The organism is Thiorhodovibrio winogradskyi (assembly GCF_036208045.1).
GTDB lineage: Bacteria > Pseudomonadota > Gammaproteobacteria > Chromatiales > Chromatiaceae > Thiorhodovibrio > Thiorhodovibrio winogradskyi.
The window spans coordinates 594032-610779 of record NZ_CP121472.1; the positions used below are offsets into that span (position 1 = coordinate 594032).

General features: G+C 60.6%; 12 protein-coding genes and 3 pseudogenes. 6 read left to right on the forward strand and 9 right to left on the reverse strand.

Annotated features, from left to right (window positions below):
* Window positions 1-40: 40 nt before the first annotated feature.
* The gene (locus tag Thiowin_RS02820) at window positions 41-1462 is read left to right on the forward strand and encodes an ABC transporter permease (RefSeq protein WP_328986230.1); all 1422 of its coding nucleotides are present in this window, start codon (window positions 41-43) and stop codon (window positions 1460-1462) included.
* Between the two features lie 174 nt (window positions 1463-1636).
* A complete protein-coding gene (locus Thiowin_RS02825) occupies window positions 1637-3733 on the forward strand; it encodes an ABC transporter ATP-binding protein (protein WP_328986231.1) in 2097 nt (698 codons plus the stop codon).
* Here Thiowin_RS02825 and Thiowin_RS02830 read toward each other — a convergent pair.
* Window positions 3730-3993 (reverse strand): hypothetical protein, encoded by a 264-nt coding sequence (locus tag Thiowin_RS02830; protein WP_328986232.1) that lies wholly within the window; start codon window positions 3991-3993, stop codon window positions 3730-3732. The two genes, Thiowin_RS02825 and Thiowin_RS02830, sit on opposite strands and share 4 nt — an antisense overlap.
* Before the next feature lie 268 nt (window positions 3994-4261).
* On the opposite strand from Thiowin_RS02830, the gene Thiowin_RS02835 reads away from it, so the two are divergent.
* The 4 genes and pseudogenes from Thiowin_RS02835 to Thiowin_RS02850 all read left to right on the forward strand — a co-directional run bounded on the left by Thiowin_RS02835 (window position 4262) and on the right by Thiowin_RS02850 (window position 11320).
* Window positions 4262-6523: an HAD-IIB family hydrolase gene (locus Thiowin_RS02835; protein ID WP_328988189.1), complete on the forward strand. Its 2262-nt coding sequence runs from the start codon at window positions 4262-4264 to the stop codon at window positions 6521-6523.
* A 152-nt stretch (window positions 6524-6675) separates the two neighbouring features.
* The gene (locus Thiowin_RS02840; protein ID WP_328986233.1) at window positions 6676-8259 is read left to right on the forward strand and encodes a sodium:solute symporter family transporter; all 1584 of its coding nucleotides are present in this window, start codon (window positions 6676-6678) and stop codon (window positions 8257-8259) included.
* A 254-nt stretch (window positions 8260-8513) separates the two neighbouring features.
* Window positions 8514-9664, forward strand: a pseudogene (locus tag Thiowin_RS02845) (IS4 family transposase).
* A gap of 106 nt (window positions 9665-9770) precedes the next feature.
* Window positions 9771-11320 (forward strand): annotated as a pseudogene (locus Thiowin_RS02850) (IS3 family transposase).
* A 156-nt stretch (window positions 11321-11476) separates the two neighbouring features.
* On the opposite strand, the gene Thiowin_RS02855 reads toward Thiowin_RS02850, so the two are convergent.
* From Thiowin_RS02855 to Thiowin_RS02885, 8 genes and pseudogenes are all read right to left on the reverse strand, one after another.
* A complete protein-coding gene (locus tag Thiowin_RS02855; RefSeq protein ID WP_328986234.1) occupies window positions 11477-11740 on the reverse strand; it encodes a hypothetical protein in 264 nt (87 codons plus the stop codon).
* An 8-nt stretch (window positions 11741-11748) separates the two neighbouring features.
* On the reverse strand, window positions 11749-12045 hold the full coding sequence (locus tag Thiowin_RS02860; protein WP_328986235.1) for a PD-(D/E)XK nuclease family transposase: 297 nt from the start codon (window positions 12043-12045) through the stop codon (window positions 11749-11751).
* 80 nt (window positions 12046-12125) lie between these two features.
* On the reverse strand, window positions 12126-12281 hold the full coding sequence (locus tag Thiowin_RS02865; protein WP_328986236.1) for a PIN domain-containing protein: 156 nt from the start codon (window positions 12279-12281) through the stop codon (window positions 12126-12128).
* A gap of 9 nt (window positions 12282-12290) precedes the next feature.
* Window positions 12291-12662: pseudogene (locus Thiowin_RS25150) on the reverse strand (hypothetical protein); the annotation flags it as partial.
* Window positions 12589-12846 (reverse strand): type II toxin-antitoxin system Phd/YefM family antitoxin, encoded by a 258-nt coding sequence (locus Thiowin_RS02870; protein ID WP_328986237.1) that lies wholly within the window; start codon window positions 12844-12846, stop codon window positions 12589-12591. The gene Thiowin_RS02870 and the pseudogene Thiowin_RS25150, both read right to left, overlap by 74 nt.
* A 100-nt stretch (window positions 12847-12946) precedes the next feature.
* Window positions 12947-13213: a hypothetical protein gene (locus Thiowin_RS02875; protein WP_328986238.1), complete on the reverse strand. Its 267-nt coding sequence runs from the start codon at window positions 13211-13213 to the stop codon at window positions 12947-12949.
* A 105-nt stretch (window positions 13214-13318) separates the two neighbouring features.
* On the reverse strand, window positions 13319-14425 hold the full coding sequence (gene nadA, locus Thiowin_RS02880; protein ID WP_328986239.1) for a quinolinate synthase NadA: 1107 nt from the start codon (window positions 14423-14425) through the stop codon (window positions 13319-13321).
* 190 nt (window positions 14426-14615) lie between these two features.
* A complete protein-coding gene (locus Thiowin_RS02885; protein ID WP_328986240.1) occupies window positions 14616-16103 on the reverse strand; it encodes a dynamin family protein in 1488 nt (495 codons plus the stop codon).
* Window positions 16104-16748: the final 645 nt, after the last annotated feature.

Sequence of the window (16748 nt, forward strand, 5' to 3'; positions counted from 1 at the left end):
GCTGTCGCGCGCGCGCTGTCTGGGTCGCGGGAGGTGCGCGGTGCCGGTAATCCTTGTCACTGATGGGCTGATTTTTTTGCTGATCGCGGTGGCGCTGGGCTTTGGCTTGTATGCCGCGCGCCATCCACATCTGGCCGAACCCTGGCGTCAGGTTGGACGCTCGCGGGTGGCGGCGGCGGCGCTGGTGGTGCTGGGTTTTTATGTCGCCATCGGGCTGCTCGACTCCATGCATTTTCACCCGCGACTGGCGACTGGCGGGGACCAATCCGCGACCGACGCGCCAACGCCGGCGCACTCGACCCAAATCCTGTCGCTGCTTGATCTCTGGCTCACGCCGTTGCGCGAGCGCGATGAGAAAACCTTCTCCGCGCCCTTCGCCACCCATTTGTTCATCAAGGAGCCCATGGAGCAACCGGATGGCAGCCTGGAGCGCGTCTACCCGCGGCTCAAGTACGGCGGCGCTCATCTCGATGACCCGGCGCGCGAGCGCGGCTGGGATATTCTGGTCTCCAGCCTGCTTGGGTTGGTCAAGGCGCTAGCCGTTTGGACGGCCATCCTCTTGGTTGTGTTGGGCGGTCTGTCTTGGCGTGCACGCAAGCCCCTGGATGCACTGATGCGGTCCCTGTGGCGGGCGCCGCAACAGGCGCCTTGGCGGGTGGCTTGTTGGACCCTGTTGGTGATGCTCATCCTGAGCTTCATCGCCGGGGAGCTGGCGCTGAAATATCACATCCTGGGCACCGACAAGGTCGGCGAGGATGTGTTTTTCCAAAGCCTCAAGAGCATTCGCACCGGACTGGTGATTGGCACCCTGACCACCCTGGTGATGCTGCCGGCGGCGGTGATCCTGGGCATCATGGCTGGCTACTTTCGTGGCCTGACCGACGACATCATCCAGTACCTCTACACCACGCTTAACTCCATCCCCGGCGTGCTCCTGATTGCCGCCGCCATTTTGATGTTGCAGGTCTATATGACCAACCATGGCGATGACTTCAACAGTCTGGTGGAGCGTGCCGACCTGCGCCTGTTGTTTTTGTGCCTGATTCTGGGGGTGACCAGCTGGACCGGTCTGTGCCGGCTGTTGCGTGGTGAGTCACTCAAGCTGCGCGAGGTTGACTACGTGCAGGCGGCCACCGCGCTCGGGGTGCGCCATTCGCGCATCCTGGCGCGCCATATCCTGCCGAATGTGCTGCACATCGTGATGATTGCCCTGGTGCTGGATTTCAGTGGCCTGGTGCTGGCCGAGGCGGTGCTGTCATACGTCAATATTGGAGTGGATCCAACCATGAACAGCTGGGGCAATATGATCAATAGCGCCCGCCTGGAACTGGCGCGCGATCCCATCGTCTGGTGGTCCCTGGCGGCGGCCTTTCTCTTTATGTTCACCCTGGTGCTGGCGGCCAATCTGCTCGCCGATGTGGTGCGGGACGCCTTTGATCCGCGGTTGAGGGATGCGACTTGAGCCGGGGGTGCTTAATGATTGCGTGTCGGAGGGGGGGCGGTTCCGGTTCCTGCTCATGCTTCGGGCTAGGTTGTGGTCGCGGGGGGCGCCGTGAATACTTCCCTCTAGGCTTCATGGCAGCGTCCCTGCCGCCAAGACTCCCGCGACCGCAACCCAGCCCGGAGCTCGACACCGATGGTTGATCAAGTCAGCAAAGAAGCGGATGCCGTGCTGGAAGTGCGTGGTCTGCGGACCCAGCTTGGCGGCGCGGCGCGGACGGTGACCGTGGTCGATGGCATTGATCTGCGCATCGCGCCGGGGGAGACCTTGGCGTTGCTCGGCGAGTCCGGCTGCGGCAAATCCATGACGGCGCTATCGCTGATGCGCCTGCTGCCGTTGGGCGGTCGCATTGTCGCCGGTTCTGTGCGTGTGGCAGGGCAGGAGCTCCTGAGTCTGCCGGAGCGCGACATGCGTGCGTTGCGCGGCGGGCGTCTGGCGATGATTTTTCAGGAGCCACAAACCTCGCTGAATCCGGTGCTGCGTGTCGGTACCCAGGTGGCCGAGGCGGTGCGGGTTCATGAAGGCATGGAACGCGCTCGAGTGCCCGAGCGGGTTGTCGAGTTGCTGCGCGCGGTCGGCATTCCAGACCCGGAGCGGCGCGCCGAGGAGTATCCGCATCAGCTCTCCGGCGGCATGAAGCAGCGGGTGATGATTGCCATGGCGCTGGCGGGCGATCCGCGATTGTTGATCGCCGACGAGCCGACCACGGCGCTGGATGTCACCATTCAGGCGCAGGTATTGCAGTTGCTCAAGGGCCTGCAACGCGACACTGGCATGGCGGTGCTCTTGATTACCCATGACTTGGGCGTGGTGGCCGAGACCGCTGACCGCCTGGCGGTCATGTACGCCGGGCAGATTGTCGAGCAGGCCAGCTGTACCGCCTTCTTTGCCGCGCCGGCGCATCCCTACAGCCGCAAGCTGCTCGAAAGCTTGCCGACGGCAGCCAAGCGCGGCGATGCGCTGGCGATGATTCCCGGTCGGGTGCCGCCACTCGATCAGCCCTTCAGCGGCTGTCGCTTCGCGCCGCGTTGCGAGCTGGCCCTTGAGTCTTGCGCGACAACCTTGCCTGATTGGCATCAGGCCGGTTTGGATCATCGGGTACGCTGTCTGCTGTGGCGCGAGGGTCAGCCGGCCTTTTCGCTTGCTCCCGCGGCGGCGGTGGAGCTTGGCGAGACCAGCACGCCTGCCCCGGTGGCCCCGGTGGCCCCGGTGGCCAAGCATGCACCGCTGAAAGGAACCGGGCAACCGCTGCTGCATGCCAAGGGGCTTCAGGTCTGGTTCCCGATTCGCCGTGGCCTGTTCAAGCGGGTGGTCGGCCATGTGCGCGCGGTGGATGGCGTGGATCTTGCGCTGAAGGCCGGCGAGACCCTGGCGCTGGTCGGCGAGTCCGGCTGCGGCAAGACCACGGTCGGCAAGGGGCTGTTGCGACTGGAACGGCCCACGGGCGGGCAGGTGCTCTATCAGGATGAGGATCTCGCCACCCTGGCATCAGGGCGCATGCGCAGGCTGCGCAAGGATCTGCAGATCATCTTCCAGGATCCCTTCGCGTCCATGAATCCGCGCATGCTGATTGGTGATATTGTCGGCGAAGGCTTGCAGGCACTGGGCATGGAGCCATCAGCGGCACGGCGGCGCGAACGGGTGGCGGTGCTGCTCGAGCGCGTCGGCATCGGCGCCGAGGCCATGACGCGTTATCCGCATGAGTTCTCCGGTGGTCAACGCCAGCGCATCTGCATCGCCCGGGCGTTGGCGGTGGAGCCCAAAGTCATCGTCTGTGACGAGCCAACCAGCGCGCTGGATGTGTCCGTTCAGGCGCAGATTCTCAATCTTCTCAAGTCCCTGCAGCAGGATTTTGGTATCGCCTATCTGTTCATCACCCACAATATCGCGGTGGTGTCCTACTTGGCGCAACAGGTCGCGGTCATGTACCTCGGGCGCATTGTCGAGCAGGGGCCGGCCGAGGCCGTTCTGGGAGATCCCCGTCATCCCTACACGCGCGCGCTGCTGTCCGCCGTGCCGAGCATTGATCAGGACAGCGGCCGCGAGGTCATTCGGCTGAGCGGCGATATGCCATCGCCTACCAAGCCGCCGTCGGGCTGTCATTTTCACCCGCGCTGTCCACAGGCGCGGCCCGAGTGCGCATGCGCCTATCCTGATGCCGTGCCGCTCGGCGCTGGGCGCCAGGCGCGCTGTCTGCCGGAGATTGTGACTGACAGCGCGCCCAGGCTCTAGTCGTTCGCAAGTCCGCCGCTCTCGTTGCCGAGGTTAAAATCGCGCGAGTCGTCGAACTGAGGGAACTGCTCGTCATGCTCGATCAACAGCGCGAAGAGGGTCGAGGCATGCTCCAGGGAGAAACCCAGTCGGGCACCTTCGCGGCTGTCGTTCATTAGGGTTTTGATGAAGTCGCGTGCATCACGGGTGCCCCAGAGTTTGTCGATTTCCCTCAGATGGGGAAAGGATTGGTAGAGGGATGTGGTGTCTGTCGCTGGCATGCTGACTGCTCCTGCGCGTCATGCGGATTTTTTATCACTGGCTGTTCCAAATGCCATGGCGGAATTCTAGCCAAAAAGCATCACAGCTTTGCCGGTGAGATGTTCAGCACCGACGCCGAGTGCAAAGGGGGTGTGAAATGACATCTTGGCTGCCCCGAGTTCGGTGGCTTGAGTTTGTTAGACTGACGTCTTGCGCTGTCGAATCCGGGCAACACAAGCCGCAACGGCTCCCGGCAGTTCCCTAACATATGCCTGATTGACTGATATTATGAATGCCGAAGTGCCATCCCGCTACATTGTTTTACTAAGTGTGCACGGTCTGTTTCGCGGTCACAATTTGGAGTTGGGCCGTGATGCCGATACTGGCGGCCAGATTCTGTACGTTATCGAGTTGGCTCGCGCCTTGGCCAAGCGCCCGGATGTGGCCCAAGTGGACCTGCTGACCCGTCTTGTTGATGACTCCCATGTCAGCTCCGACTATGCCGAGCCCATCGAGTCCATCGGCGAGGGTGCGCGCATTGTGCGTATCGAGGCCGGCCCGGCCGAGTACCTGCCCAAGGAGCAGCTGTGGGATCACCTCGATACTTTTGCCGATAATGCCCTGAATTTTCTGCGTGAATCCGAACGTCTTCCTTGTTTGATCCACTCCCATTATGCCGATGCTGGCTATGTGGGCGTGCGCCTCTCGGCCCAGCTTGGCGTGCCCCTGGTGCATACCGGGCACTCGCTCGGGCGGGTGAAGCGCCGCCGGCTGCTGGCCTCGGGTGTCAAGCAGGATGTGATCGATACCCGCTACAACATGACCCGGCGCATCAATGCCGAGGAAGAAACCCTGGGCGCCGCTAGCCTGGTAATTACCAGCACGACCCAGGAGATCGAGGAACAATACGGGCTCTATGATCACTACCAGCCCGAGCGTATGCGGGTGATTCCGCCTGGGACTGATCTGGAGCGCTTCCGCCCGCCCGATGGGCGCGAGCAAAAAGCGCCGATTCGCCAGGAGCTGTCGCGCTTTCTGCGTGAACCAAACAAGCCGCTGATTCTCGCCCTGTCGCGTCCCGATGAGCGCAAGAACATTGCCACTCTGGTCGAGGCCTATGGCGAGTCGCTAGAGCTGCAAAAAACAGCCAATCTGGTCATCATCGCCGGCAATCGCGACGATCTGCGCGACATGGACAGCGGTGCCCAGCAGGTGCTGACCGACATTCTGCTATTGATTGACCTGTATGATCTGTATGGGCGGGTGGCTTATCCCAAGCACCACAGCGCCGATGATGTGCCCTTGCTCTATCAGATTGCCGCTGCTTCGCGCGGGGTGTTCATCAATCCAGCGCTAACCGAACCCTTCGGCTTGACCCTGATTGAGGCCGCCGCCAGCGGTCTGCCCATTGTCGCCACCGAGGACGGTGGGCCAATTGATATCATTGGCCACTGCAAAAATGGGATTTTGGTCGACCCGCTCGACAAGCAGGACATCACCAAGGCGCTGCTCAAGGTGCTCTGCGACGCCAGCGGCTGGCGCAAACTCGCGCAAAACGGCCTGGCTGGCGTGCGCAAGCACTATGCCTGGAGCGCCCATGCCGAGAGCTATATGGAGGCCCTGGAGCCGCTACTGGAGAAAGTCCAGCCTCCACCCCAGGCACCTCTGTCGCGCCGGCGGATTCTCTACCACGACCGGGCAATTTTCACTGATCTTGACCAAAATCTGCTCGGCGATCCGGATTCGCTGGCCGATTTCATCCGCATTCTGCGCGAGAACCGCAAGTGCGCCACCTTCGGCATCGCCACCGGCCGGCGGCTCGACTCGGCCCTGGCCATCATGCGTCGCTACGGCATTCCGCGCCCCGATGTGCTCATCACCGCGCTGGGGACCGAGATTTACTACGCGCCGCAGCTGACCGCCGATGGCTCCTGGACGCGCCATATTGATTATCTCTGGTACCCGCGTCGGGTGCGCGACTTGCTCATCGAACTGCCGGGCGTCAAGCCGCAGCAGAAATCCGAGCAAAGTCGCTTCAAGGTGAGTTTTTTCTACGATGCCGAACACGCGCCAACCTTGGAAGAGATCGGCAGCCTGCTGCACCAGGCGGACCTGAACGTGCATGTCAATCTGTCCTTCGGTCAGTTCCTCGATGTGGTCCCGGCGCGTGCCTCCAAGGGCCTGGCGCTGCGCTATGTGGCGGACCAGTGGGGTATTCCGCTCGAGCATTGCTTGTGCGCCGGTGGCTCGGGCGCCGACGAGGACATGATGCGCGGCAACACCCTGGCCGTGGTGGTAGCCAATCGCCACAACGAGGAGCTGTCCAAGCTGATCGACACCGAAAGCATCTATTTTGCCCAGGAACCCTTCGCGGCGGGCATTCTCGAGGCCATCGATCACTACGACTTCTTCGCCGCCTGCCAGGTGCCGCCGGCCGCCGAGAGTCCGGTAGAGCCCACCTCTAGGTCGGAGTTCTCGCCGGATCTCTCATCAGACGCGTCAGCAGGGAGCGATGTTGACAAGGAGGATGCGCCACCAGGGGAGTCCTGATCGGGCATGGCGAATAGCATGCTCGCCGCGCGGCAGCAGACCTGTTAGGACAGGGGCCAGATAGGGGCCAGATAGGGATCAGATAGGGATCAGACAGGATGAAGCGACATATCCAGCCTGTTGGAGTGGATGCACCGCGAAGGTGAGCTTTAATGGATAGCATCAATCTGAGCCAGATCTCCCTGACGGCGACCGACCTTGGCGTTATCGCTGGCTACTTTGTGCTGGTGGCTGTGATAGGCGTGTTGGTCGCGCGCCGGACCCATGACGATCAGGATCTGTTCCTGGCCGGCCGCCGGCTGCACTGGGTGCCGGTGGGGCTGTCGCTTTTTGCGTCCAACATCTCCTCCACCACCCTGATCGGCCTGGCCGGCGCGGCCTACACCTGGGGTTTGGCGGTGGCCAATTACGAATGGATGGCCGCGCCCATTTTGGTGCTCATGGCGCTGGTGTTCATTCCGCTTTATCTCAATGCCCGCATTGGCACTGTGCCCGAGTGGCTGGAGCACCGCTTCGATCGGCGCGCGCGGCGTTACTTCTCGGTCCTCACGCTGCTGGCCAACATTCTGGTCGACACCGCCGGCACCCTCTTTGCCGGTGCACTGGTGTTGGCCAGCCTGGTCCCGGGGCTGGATCTCTTCTCCGCCGCGCTGCTGCTGGCGGCCATTGCCGCGAGCTACACCGCCGCCGGTGGTCTGGCGGCCGTGGTCTACACCGATATGCTCCAGGCCATCCTGCTCATCATTGGTGCTTGCCTGGTCACCTGGCTCGGTTTTGCCGAGCTGGGCTTTGACTGGGGCGCCCTGGTCGCGGCCACGCCACCAGAGCGCCTGCACCTCTTCTTGCCGCTGGATGATCCCAATCTGCCCTGGCTCGGTACCCTGATTGGCGTGCCCGTGCTGGGGTTTTACTTTTGGTGCACCAATCAGTTCATCGTGCAGCGGGTGTTGGGCGCGCGCACCATCGCCCATGCTCGCGCTGGCGCCCTGCTGGCCGGGCTGCTTAAGCTGCCGGTGTTGTTCATCATGGTGCTGCCGGGGGTGATGGCCATTCAGATCCTGCCGGGGCTCGAACATGGCGATCAGGTCTTTCCGGCGCTGATCGCCGAGTTGCTGCCGGTGGGCCTGACCGGGTTGATCCTGGCGGCGCTGGTCGCGGCCCTGATGTCGAGTGTCGATTCCACCCTGAACGCTGCCGCCACCTTGCTGACGCTTGATTTCATCAAGCCCGCCTGGCCAAGCCTCGGCCCTAGGCGCACCGCCTGGATTGGCCGCGCCGCCATCGTGTTTTTCATGCTGCTCGCGGCTGTCATCGCCCCCTTGATCGGCCATTTCGAGGGGCTTTTCCATTATCTACAAACGGCGTTGTCCTATCTGGTGCCGCCGGTGGTGGCCGTGTTTCTGCTGGGGGCCTTTGTTGGTCGCGCCGGGCCGCGCAGCGCCCTGGCCACCCTGCTCGGCGGGCATCTGATCTCGGCGGTGCTCTTTGTGCTTTGGCTGCTCGGGTGCATGTCGCTGCATTTCACCCTGGTCGCTGGCTTGCTGTTTTTTGTCAGTGCCGGGATTTTTCTCATCACCAGTTGGCGCTGGCCCGTCAGTGCGATTCAGCGCTCGTCAGCACTCTGGTCGCCAGCGCTGTCCAAACCCGAGCCAGGGATGCGCTGGTGGTGGGATTATCGCCTGTACGGCATGTTGCTGCTGATGCTGACTTTGGCCTTGGTGTGGAATTTTCACTGACCCTGAGTTTCCAGCAGTTCCAAATTTGGGTGTTCTATCTGATTTGGAAGCGGCTTCCAGCCGCTTCATGAGGTGCCAAGATGGCGCGTCTGCTTCGCTGGTGCGTCTCACTAGTGCCCCAACGTTTCGTGCACACGTCTTATATATTATTGTTTATGTGATATTTTTACAAATTTTAGGAAAAATCGACTTGAACGCGCCGGCCAATTTCGACCAGTCTCGGTCCGGAATCTTCGACTGGAGGCATAATTCGAATGTATACCGGCAAACTCGTTTTCTCGCGGTTAACCGAGCACCTACCTTTGCCCGTTTTTCGGCAGTGCGTTACGCGTTATCTTGGAAACCATAAGATTAAATCATTCTCCTGTCTCGACCAGTTTCTACGCATGATGTTTGCGCAACTCACCTATCGGGAAAGTCTTCGAGATATTGAAACAACTCTGCGAGCGCATTCGAGTAAGCTTTATCACATGGGTATACGCGGAGGCATATCGCGGAATACTATCGCTAATGCAAACCAAGTGCGTAATTGGCGAATTTATTCCAAGTTCACTCGAACGTTAATTCAAATTGCTCGTGATCTTTATATCAACGAAACTCTCGCCTTTGACCTTGACCAAACAGTTTAGGCTTTTGACTCATCTACAATCGAGCTTTTCCTTTCTGTTTTCCCATTGGCGCCGTTTCGCCGCACCAAAGTAGGCGTAAAACTTCATACATTGCTGGATCTTCGCGGTAACATACCGACTTTTCTTGCAATTTCTGATGCAAAGCTGAATGGCGTCAATGCGCTAGATCTGCTGACGGTTGAGGCCGGCGCTTTTTATGTCATGGATCGGACGTATCTGGATTTTGAACGTCTTTATCGTTTTCAACTCACCGGTGCTTTTTTTGTTAAACGCGCGAAAGCGAATACAAAAATGCGACGATTGCACTCTCGCCCGGTCGACAAGAAAACCGGACTTAGATGTAACCAAACGGTCCCTTTAACAGGTGTCAATACGGCCTTGCGTTACCCTCGGCATCTTCGCCGCGTCAAGGTCATGGATCCCGCCACGAATAAGGAGCTGGTTTTCTTAACAAAAAACCTTTTACTTTGCCCGCATTCACGATCACAGAGCTTTATCGGAACCGCTGGTACGCAGAGCTGTTTTTTAAATGGATCGAGCAACGCTTGCGCATAAAAGCTTTCTTTGGCACGACTGAAAATGCAGTGAAATCGCAAATTTGGATAGCGATCTCGACATATGTATTAGTAGAAATTGTAAAGAAACGATTGAATATCAATGAAAGTCTGTATAGTTTGCTACAGATTCTGAGCCTGACGCTGTTCGAGCGTGTGCATATAAATCAATTACTTAACCATGCTCCTGACAAATACACAGATTACGAGAACCCTAAGTAATTGAATTTATTTTATTAAACGTTGGAACACTCCCTCAGTGTCAGGATAGAAGTCGTCAGCTCCTGTTATCCTTTTTAAGAGCATCTGAGGGCGAGAGGAGCGCATCATGCCTCGTTATTCCGAAGAACGCCGTGCCGCTGTCGTGGCGAAGTTGCTACCCCCGCAGAACCTGAGTCCGCAGGCGGTCGCCGAGCAAGAAGGTCTGTCCCTGGCGACGGTGTATAAGTGGCGCCAGGATGCGCGCGACAAGGGTCGCTGCCCGCCCGATGCCGATGCACGGGGGCGCAGGACTGGTTCTCAAAAGACCGCTTTGCTGCGGTGGTTGAGACGGCTGCACTGAACGCCGAGGTGACGGCCTCGTATTGCCGCCGGCGTGGGTTGTATCCCGAACAGCTGGCGGCGTGGCGCGAGGACTGCGAACAAGCCTGGCGACTGGCACAGCTTGCGCGCCAAAGCGAAGCGACGGAACTCAAGCAGCAGCGCCTGCGCATCCGCGACCTTGAGCGCGAGCTGCAACGCAAGAATTTGGCCCTCGCGGAGACAGCGGCGCTGCTGACGCTGTCAAAAAAAGCCCAGGCGATCTGGGGGGACGTGGCGTGATGATCGGCGCCCCAGATCGCCGCAAGGCCATGGCGCTGATCGAGGAGGCCCGTGCTCATGGGGCGCGCCTGGCCCAAGCCTCTGAAACGCTGGGCTTGAGCCTGCGAACCTATCAACGCTGGTGCCAGGCGCCCGATGGGGGCGAAGACCAGCGCCCGCTGGCCGAGCGTCCAACACCGGCCAATGCGCTGAGCCCTGATGAAGAGCAGGCGATCTTGGAGGTCTGACATCGCCCGGCGTTCGCCAGCCTGCCCCCGGAGCAGATCGTGGCGCGCCTGTTCGATGAGGAACAACGCTATGGTGTCGAGCTTCTATCGGGTGCTGCGCCGCCATGGGGAACTGGCCCATCGTGGGCGGGCGAAGATACCGGCCGCCCGCCCACGACCAACAAGGTTCCAGGCGCAAGCGCCCAATCGGGTGTGGTCGTGGGATTGCACTTGGCTGCCAGGGCCAGTCAAGGGGCTGTTCTTCTACTTGGTGATGACCGTGGATATCTATAGCCGTAAGGTCGTGGGCTGGGAGGTGTTCGAGGCGGAGTCGGTCGACAACGCCCCTGCCGTGATCCGCCGCGCGGTACTCGCCGAGGGGCTGGTGGATCACCCGCTGGTGCTCCATGCCGATAACGGCAGCCCATTCAAGGGCGCAACCTTGCTCGAGACGCTCTATGCACTCAACATCACCCCGTCCTACAGCCGTCCAAGGGTAAGCAACGACAATGCCTTCTCCGAGGTGCTGTATCGCACCTGCAAGTATGTGCCGCACTATCTCGTCGAGGGCTTCGGGTGCTTGGAAACCAGCCGGCGTTGGGTGCTTGAGTTCGTGCATTGGTACAACACCGAGCATCGTCATAGCGCGATCCGCTTTGTCACGCCCGATGAGCGACATCGCGGTGCGGATCGCGACATCCTGGCCCAGCGCCATGCGCTCAACCAAGCGGCTCGCGAGCAGCACCCCGAGCGCTGGAGCGGCAAGACGCGTAACTGGGATCCCATCAAGGCCGTCTCCCTCAACTCGGAGCGAGAGGCCAAGATCACGCCGGTCGAAAGGACTGGGTGAAATCATGAGGGAGGCGACAACTACCTTGACAATCACCGCACTAGTGAAAGTGGATCAGCAATGCGCGATTGCTCTCAGCGCCAAGCAGTCCAGCCCTCGGAGCAAATGCCACATCATGGCCAGATGCGAGCACATTCCCATCAAAGGAGAAAAGGGTCAAATTGTTTCTTCAACATGAAAGCGACCCTGGCCCCATTTATTGCGTTCCTGCTCTTTTTCCGCCCGTTCTCGTTCCTTCTGTTCCCGCTCCTGCTCGGCGTTGGCGCGCTCATGTTCGGCTCTGTGGTGTTCTTGTTCGACCTTGGCGCGCAGCTCGGCCAGATAGCACTGAATGCTGTGTTGCTCGCGCAGAAACTCCATGCGCGCTTGATACGCGTGGTAGGCGCGCTCTTTGTCGGAGAAGGCCTTGAGGGTGTTCATGGCTTGTCTCATCTCCCTGATCGGCATCCAGGGGTCTGCATCCAGGGCGGCAAGGCGTCGGCATCGAGCTGATTGCCGTCCTTGAGGAATTTTAGCCAGCGGTCCCGTTCGGTTTGGATGGTATCGGCATGGAATTTGTTCAATTCCAGCAGCCAGATGCCGCCGTGAGCGAGCAGCAGGCGGCCGAGGCTGTCGCGCAGGCGAAACTCATGCATCCACTCGGCGCGCTTGGGAAGGAGATCCTCCCCGAGCAGCCAGATGCTATAGGTTGGCCGCGGGAGGCCGTATTTCTCGCCATCACTCAATTGCGCGCTGTAGAGATCGATCCCGTTGTAGAGGATGCGCGCGGGTCGAGCGGTGTCCTTATCTGTTCACCCCGTTCTCGTCATTTTGGATTTTCGCCGCGGCTCGCATCGCCCGTGGTGCCCGTGTTCGCGCGGAATTCGAAGGGATTGAGAAGATCAACGCCGAATGGAGCGAAATCAGCGAGGTTGCGCGTTACGACTCTGAGACCGCGCACCTTGGCGATGGCGGCAATCATGGCATCTTCGTAAAGCGTGTCTGATCTGCGATGCATGAGCCTTGCCCAGCAGCGGAACGCGGGCCCATCCATGGCGACAAGGTTATAGGAGCCGCTCACGAGATCCAGCCAGGCTTCAATTTCCCTGGCTTTCTCGACATCCTGCTCGCGTGTCAGCTCGATGCCGGCCTGGATTTCGCCGAGCGTGACACTGGCCAGATGAAGACTGGCGTTGTCAACGGATTCGATCCAGGCGACGACCGCCCCCCGTGCGGCCGTGGTTTGCGCAGCTCGGAGACAACATTGGTATCGAGCAAATACACCGGCCTTACCCGAGCGCGGCGACCTGGCTGCGCCGGGCCTGGCGGCGATTGGGCACGAGCTGATCCGTGCGGGCCGAATCGCTGAGCAACAATTGCTTGAGGGAGGGGCGAGCCGCGACCTGAAGCCGGCGCCACTCCGCGATGGGAAGCAGCACGGCTGTTTCAGTACTGCGTCGGGTCACTACCTGCGGCCCTTCGCTCACGCATGCATCGAGGAACTCGCTGAAGCGGGCCTTCGCATCCTGAACGGGCCAAGTCGACATGGGGCGTCTCAAGAGTGAAATGACTAGGTATCTGACTAGTCTATCGGTGAATTGGCCTGTGTACAAGCGCGAGAGGTCGGTTGCGCGCCCCGTCCTTGCCTCACTTGATGCCAGCTTTACCGCTGATGCCAGCTTTACCGCAAGCTTGGGGTCGGGTGCCGGGCGCGCGCGCATCCGGGCGCAGGATCATGGACAGATCACAGTGCCTGCGCCCGACGGCGGTTTCCGAGTCCATGATGTAGCCTAGATCAGCAAAGAGTATCACCAGAAAGGCGGTCTTGACCACGATCTCGTTGGACCAGCGCAGGTCGCGATTGTCGAGCACCGGCAGAAAGCGCTGTTCGATAAAGCGGCAGACCGGCTCCATCTCGGCCTTGGCATGGAAGCCGTTGCAGACCGAGCGGCGTTCGCGGTCGAGATCGAAACCCGGCAGGACTGGCGAAGATGGTGGCCATTGCGAACTGGTTGGCGCTCAATTGTCGGATCTGGCGGAACCACCGATCCCCCGTTCGCGCGCAAATTCCAGCATGCGCTGAATGGGTTGGACGGCGCGCACCCGGATGTCTTCCGGAATTTGGATGTCCTGATCACCGCGTTCCAGCACCTGTGCCAGATTTTGCAGTGCGTTCATGGCCATCCAGGGGCAGTGGGCGCAACTCTCGCAGGTGGCGCCCTCGCCGGCGGTGGGAGCGGGGATGAGCTTTTTGCCGGGGGCGAGTTGCTGCATTTTCCAAAAAATGCCGGCATCGGTGGCGACGATGAATTCCTGCTCTGGTCTGTCCACCACGGCGCGGATGAGCTGAGTGGTGGAGCCGATCACATCGGCCTGGTTGACCACTTCATCGGGTGATTCCGGATGCACCAGCACGGCGGCGTCTGGGTGCAGGCGGCGCATGCGCTCGAGCGCGAAACCTTTGAACTCCTCATGCACCACGCAGGCGCCGTCCCATAGCAGCATATCGGCGCCGGTGACGCGCTGCACATAGTGGCCGAGGTGTTTGTCCGGTGCCCAGAGGATCTTTTCGCCTTGGGCATGCAGATGCTTGATGATCGGCAGGGCGATACTGGAGGTCACCACCCAGTCGGATCTGGCTTTGACCGCCGCGCTGGTGTTGGCATAAACCACCACCTGACGCTCCGGGTGGGCGTCGCAGAATGCGCTGAAGGCATCGGCTGGGCAGCCCTCGTCGAGCGAGCAGGTGGCGGCAAGACTGGGCATCAGCACGCGCTTTTCCGGGTTGAGAATCTTGGCCGTCTCGCCCATGAAGCGCACACCGCAGACGATGAGTGTCTCGGCGCTGGTCTCAGTGCCAAAGCGGGCCATTTCCAGGGAGTCCGCCACCAGTCCGCCGCTGTCCTCGGCCAGTGCCTGTAAATCGCCGTCGGTGTAGTAATGGGCGACCAGTACGGCCTTTTCCCGCGCCATCAGGGTGCGAATGTGCGCGATTAGCTCGGCTTTTTCGCTTGCTTCCAGCACCGGCCATTGGGGATGCGCGGGCACTGTGATGGCGGGGCCGCGCGGCGGGCCTGGGCTGTGAGTGGTTTGGTGTTGGGATGGGGGGGTGGTGTTTGGCGTCATCGAAAAACGGGCTCGCTGATTGATCGATGCGGTGGTGATGGTCGCCCCGCTGTCTTGTTGGGCCGGAAGTTCGTCGGCAGCAAATCAGTCAGAGTGTGGCGTCTTGCCGCTGGAGTTTGAGCATAACGGCCTTGATTTTAGCGCCACCCAAATCGACCCCAATGCGCATGGGTTCGCGTCCTCGGGCGACTTATCCGCCCTTCGCTTTGGGCACGCTAGCCGGATCCTTAATGCCCTTGGGATTGGTAAAGCGCTCGTTCAGGCTTTGCACATAAGCCTCGCAGTCGTGCAGCACCTTGGCGATGCGGCCCTCGCTCCATTGGTTCCAGCCCAGAGGCTTGCCGGTGAGCAGCGGGCGCCAGGCGCGGGTGTTACGCACAAAGGCCGCGGACGGGTCGCCGGGCATTTTGCCGGCTGCCGCCTTTTTTTTGATTCCCGGCAGCATGGTGACCACCATGAGTTTGCGCACGGCGAAATGCGCGGCGATCAGCAGCAGTATCATGCCAATCTCAAGCCCTTCCAGCCCCCAGCCAATGCCGACGTCCTCGAGATGCTTGAGCCAGCCAGCCTGATAGTGTAACCCCTGCCAGTGCCCGGCGTTGATGCTCCAGAACAGGAACACAAAGGCCAGGCCGGCGAAAATGGCGCCATCGGCCAGCAGGGTGCGGGCGCGCCAGCGGGAGACTGACTGGGTGAGCAGCGGAATGGTCTCGTCGTTCAGCGCCGTGGCGGTTTTGCGCAGGGTGGCGATGATGCGATAGGCGCGCTCGATTTCGACCTGATCCATGCGCTGGTCGATGTCGGCCAGGTCGCGGTCGCGCTTGTGCTCGAAGCGCTTGCGCCGCGCCGGATCGGTGATGGGGGTACTGACATCGCGGTTGTAGATGGTGTAGAAGCGTCCCGTGGTCAGGCCGACTTCACCCAGGGCGCGCAGCCAGGCGGCGACCACGTCCTCTGGATTATCCTCGCGCGCGGCGCTGTCCATTTGGTTGAGAATATAAAGAAATTTGCTCGAATCACTGCGCTCCATGGTGTCCGCCACCAAGTGCTTGAGGGTGTCGCGCATGGCGCCCGGCTCCGGGTGGCGGGCGTCGAAGAACACCAGCACCAGGTCGGACAGGTCGATCATGTGGTTGGTCAGGCTGAGGATGGCTGTGCGTTGGGCGTCGGCATCAAAGCCGGGGGAGTCGATCAGGATTTTGCCGCGCAGTCGCTCGCTGCGGCAGGTTTTCAGCTGCAGATAGGCGTCGATGCGCTTGCCCTCGCCGCCGGCGACGCGCTCAATTTCGCGCGACATCTGGTAGAAAGGGAAGCGTGGGTCGGAGTCGAGCGAGACGCCGGGCAGGGCATGGCTCTTTTCTTCCGGGCTGTAAACCACCACCGTAAAGCGGTCATCGACCGCCTGGTTGCCGGTGCGCTGAATGTCTTGGCCGAGATAGCTGTTAATAAAGGTGGATTTGCCGGCCGAGAAGGTGCCAAGGATGGAAATCAGCGGCCACCAGGGGATCTGGCTGGCAAAGGAGCGATTGGTCTCGAGCAGGTTCATCTCGTAGGCGACGCTGTCGAGCCGCCGGAAGCCCTGCACCGCGTTGAGCAGGATGGGGTTCTCCTGCTCCAGGTGAGACTCGAGATCGCTGATGCGCTGTTGTACGCTTTCTGATCCGACCGCCGGGGGCATCTGGCTTCTCCTGTTCGGTGGTGCTTGGTTGTTGGGACGCGAGTTGTTTGGGGTGTGAGGCGCGGGCCGCGCCTCTGGGACAGATGCGACGGGAATGGCGCTGTTCTCGCGCTGGCAGGCTGGATACTATACGCTTTGGCGGGACGAAGGTAGTCTTGCGACGCGGACCAGATAGGTCTGAGACCCGCCTCGGACCTGTCCGGGAAGAGCATGGGATTCAGCGTGAGCCCGGTACGGAATGGATAGCTGGGGGTTGGAGACTGACTGGCCAAGTCCCGGGCCCAAATCCAGACTGGTGAATGCCCGCGCAGACGGTCTCAAACTGTTGACTCGGCTTGAATTGGCGACAGGATTTCTGGATACTGCCGGCCCTATGGCGATTGGACTGGCAAATTGACCTTTATCAATGTTTTCGCTCAAGCTGTGGTACCGTCGCTCTGGTCGCCGGAACTCAGGCGTGTTGCGCTCGCGCCTTTGGTCGCATGAGACTGCTTCATTTTTTCGTTTATTCAATCTTGGGTGCCCAACCGATGGGATTTAAAGGAAAACCTGTGCATACCCCTTCGTGGACAGATTTACGGAATTGCTTGCAGCGCTCTTTGCGAGGCTGTTCTCAAAGCCGTTCAACAAGCCTTACTAGAACAG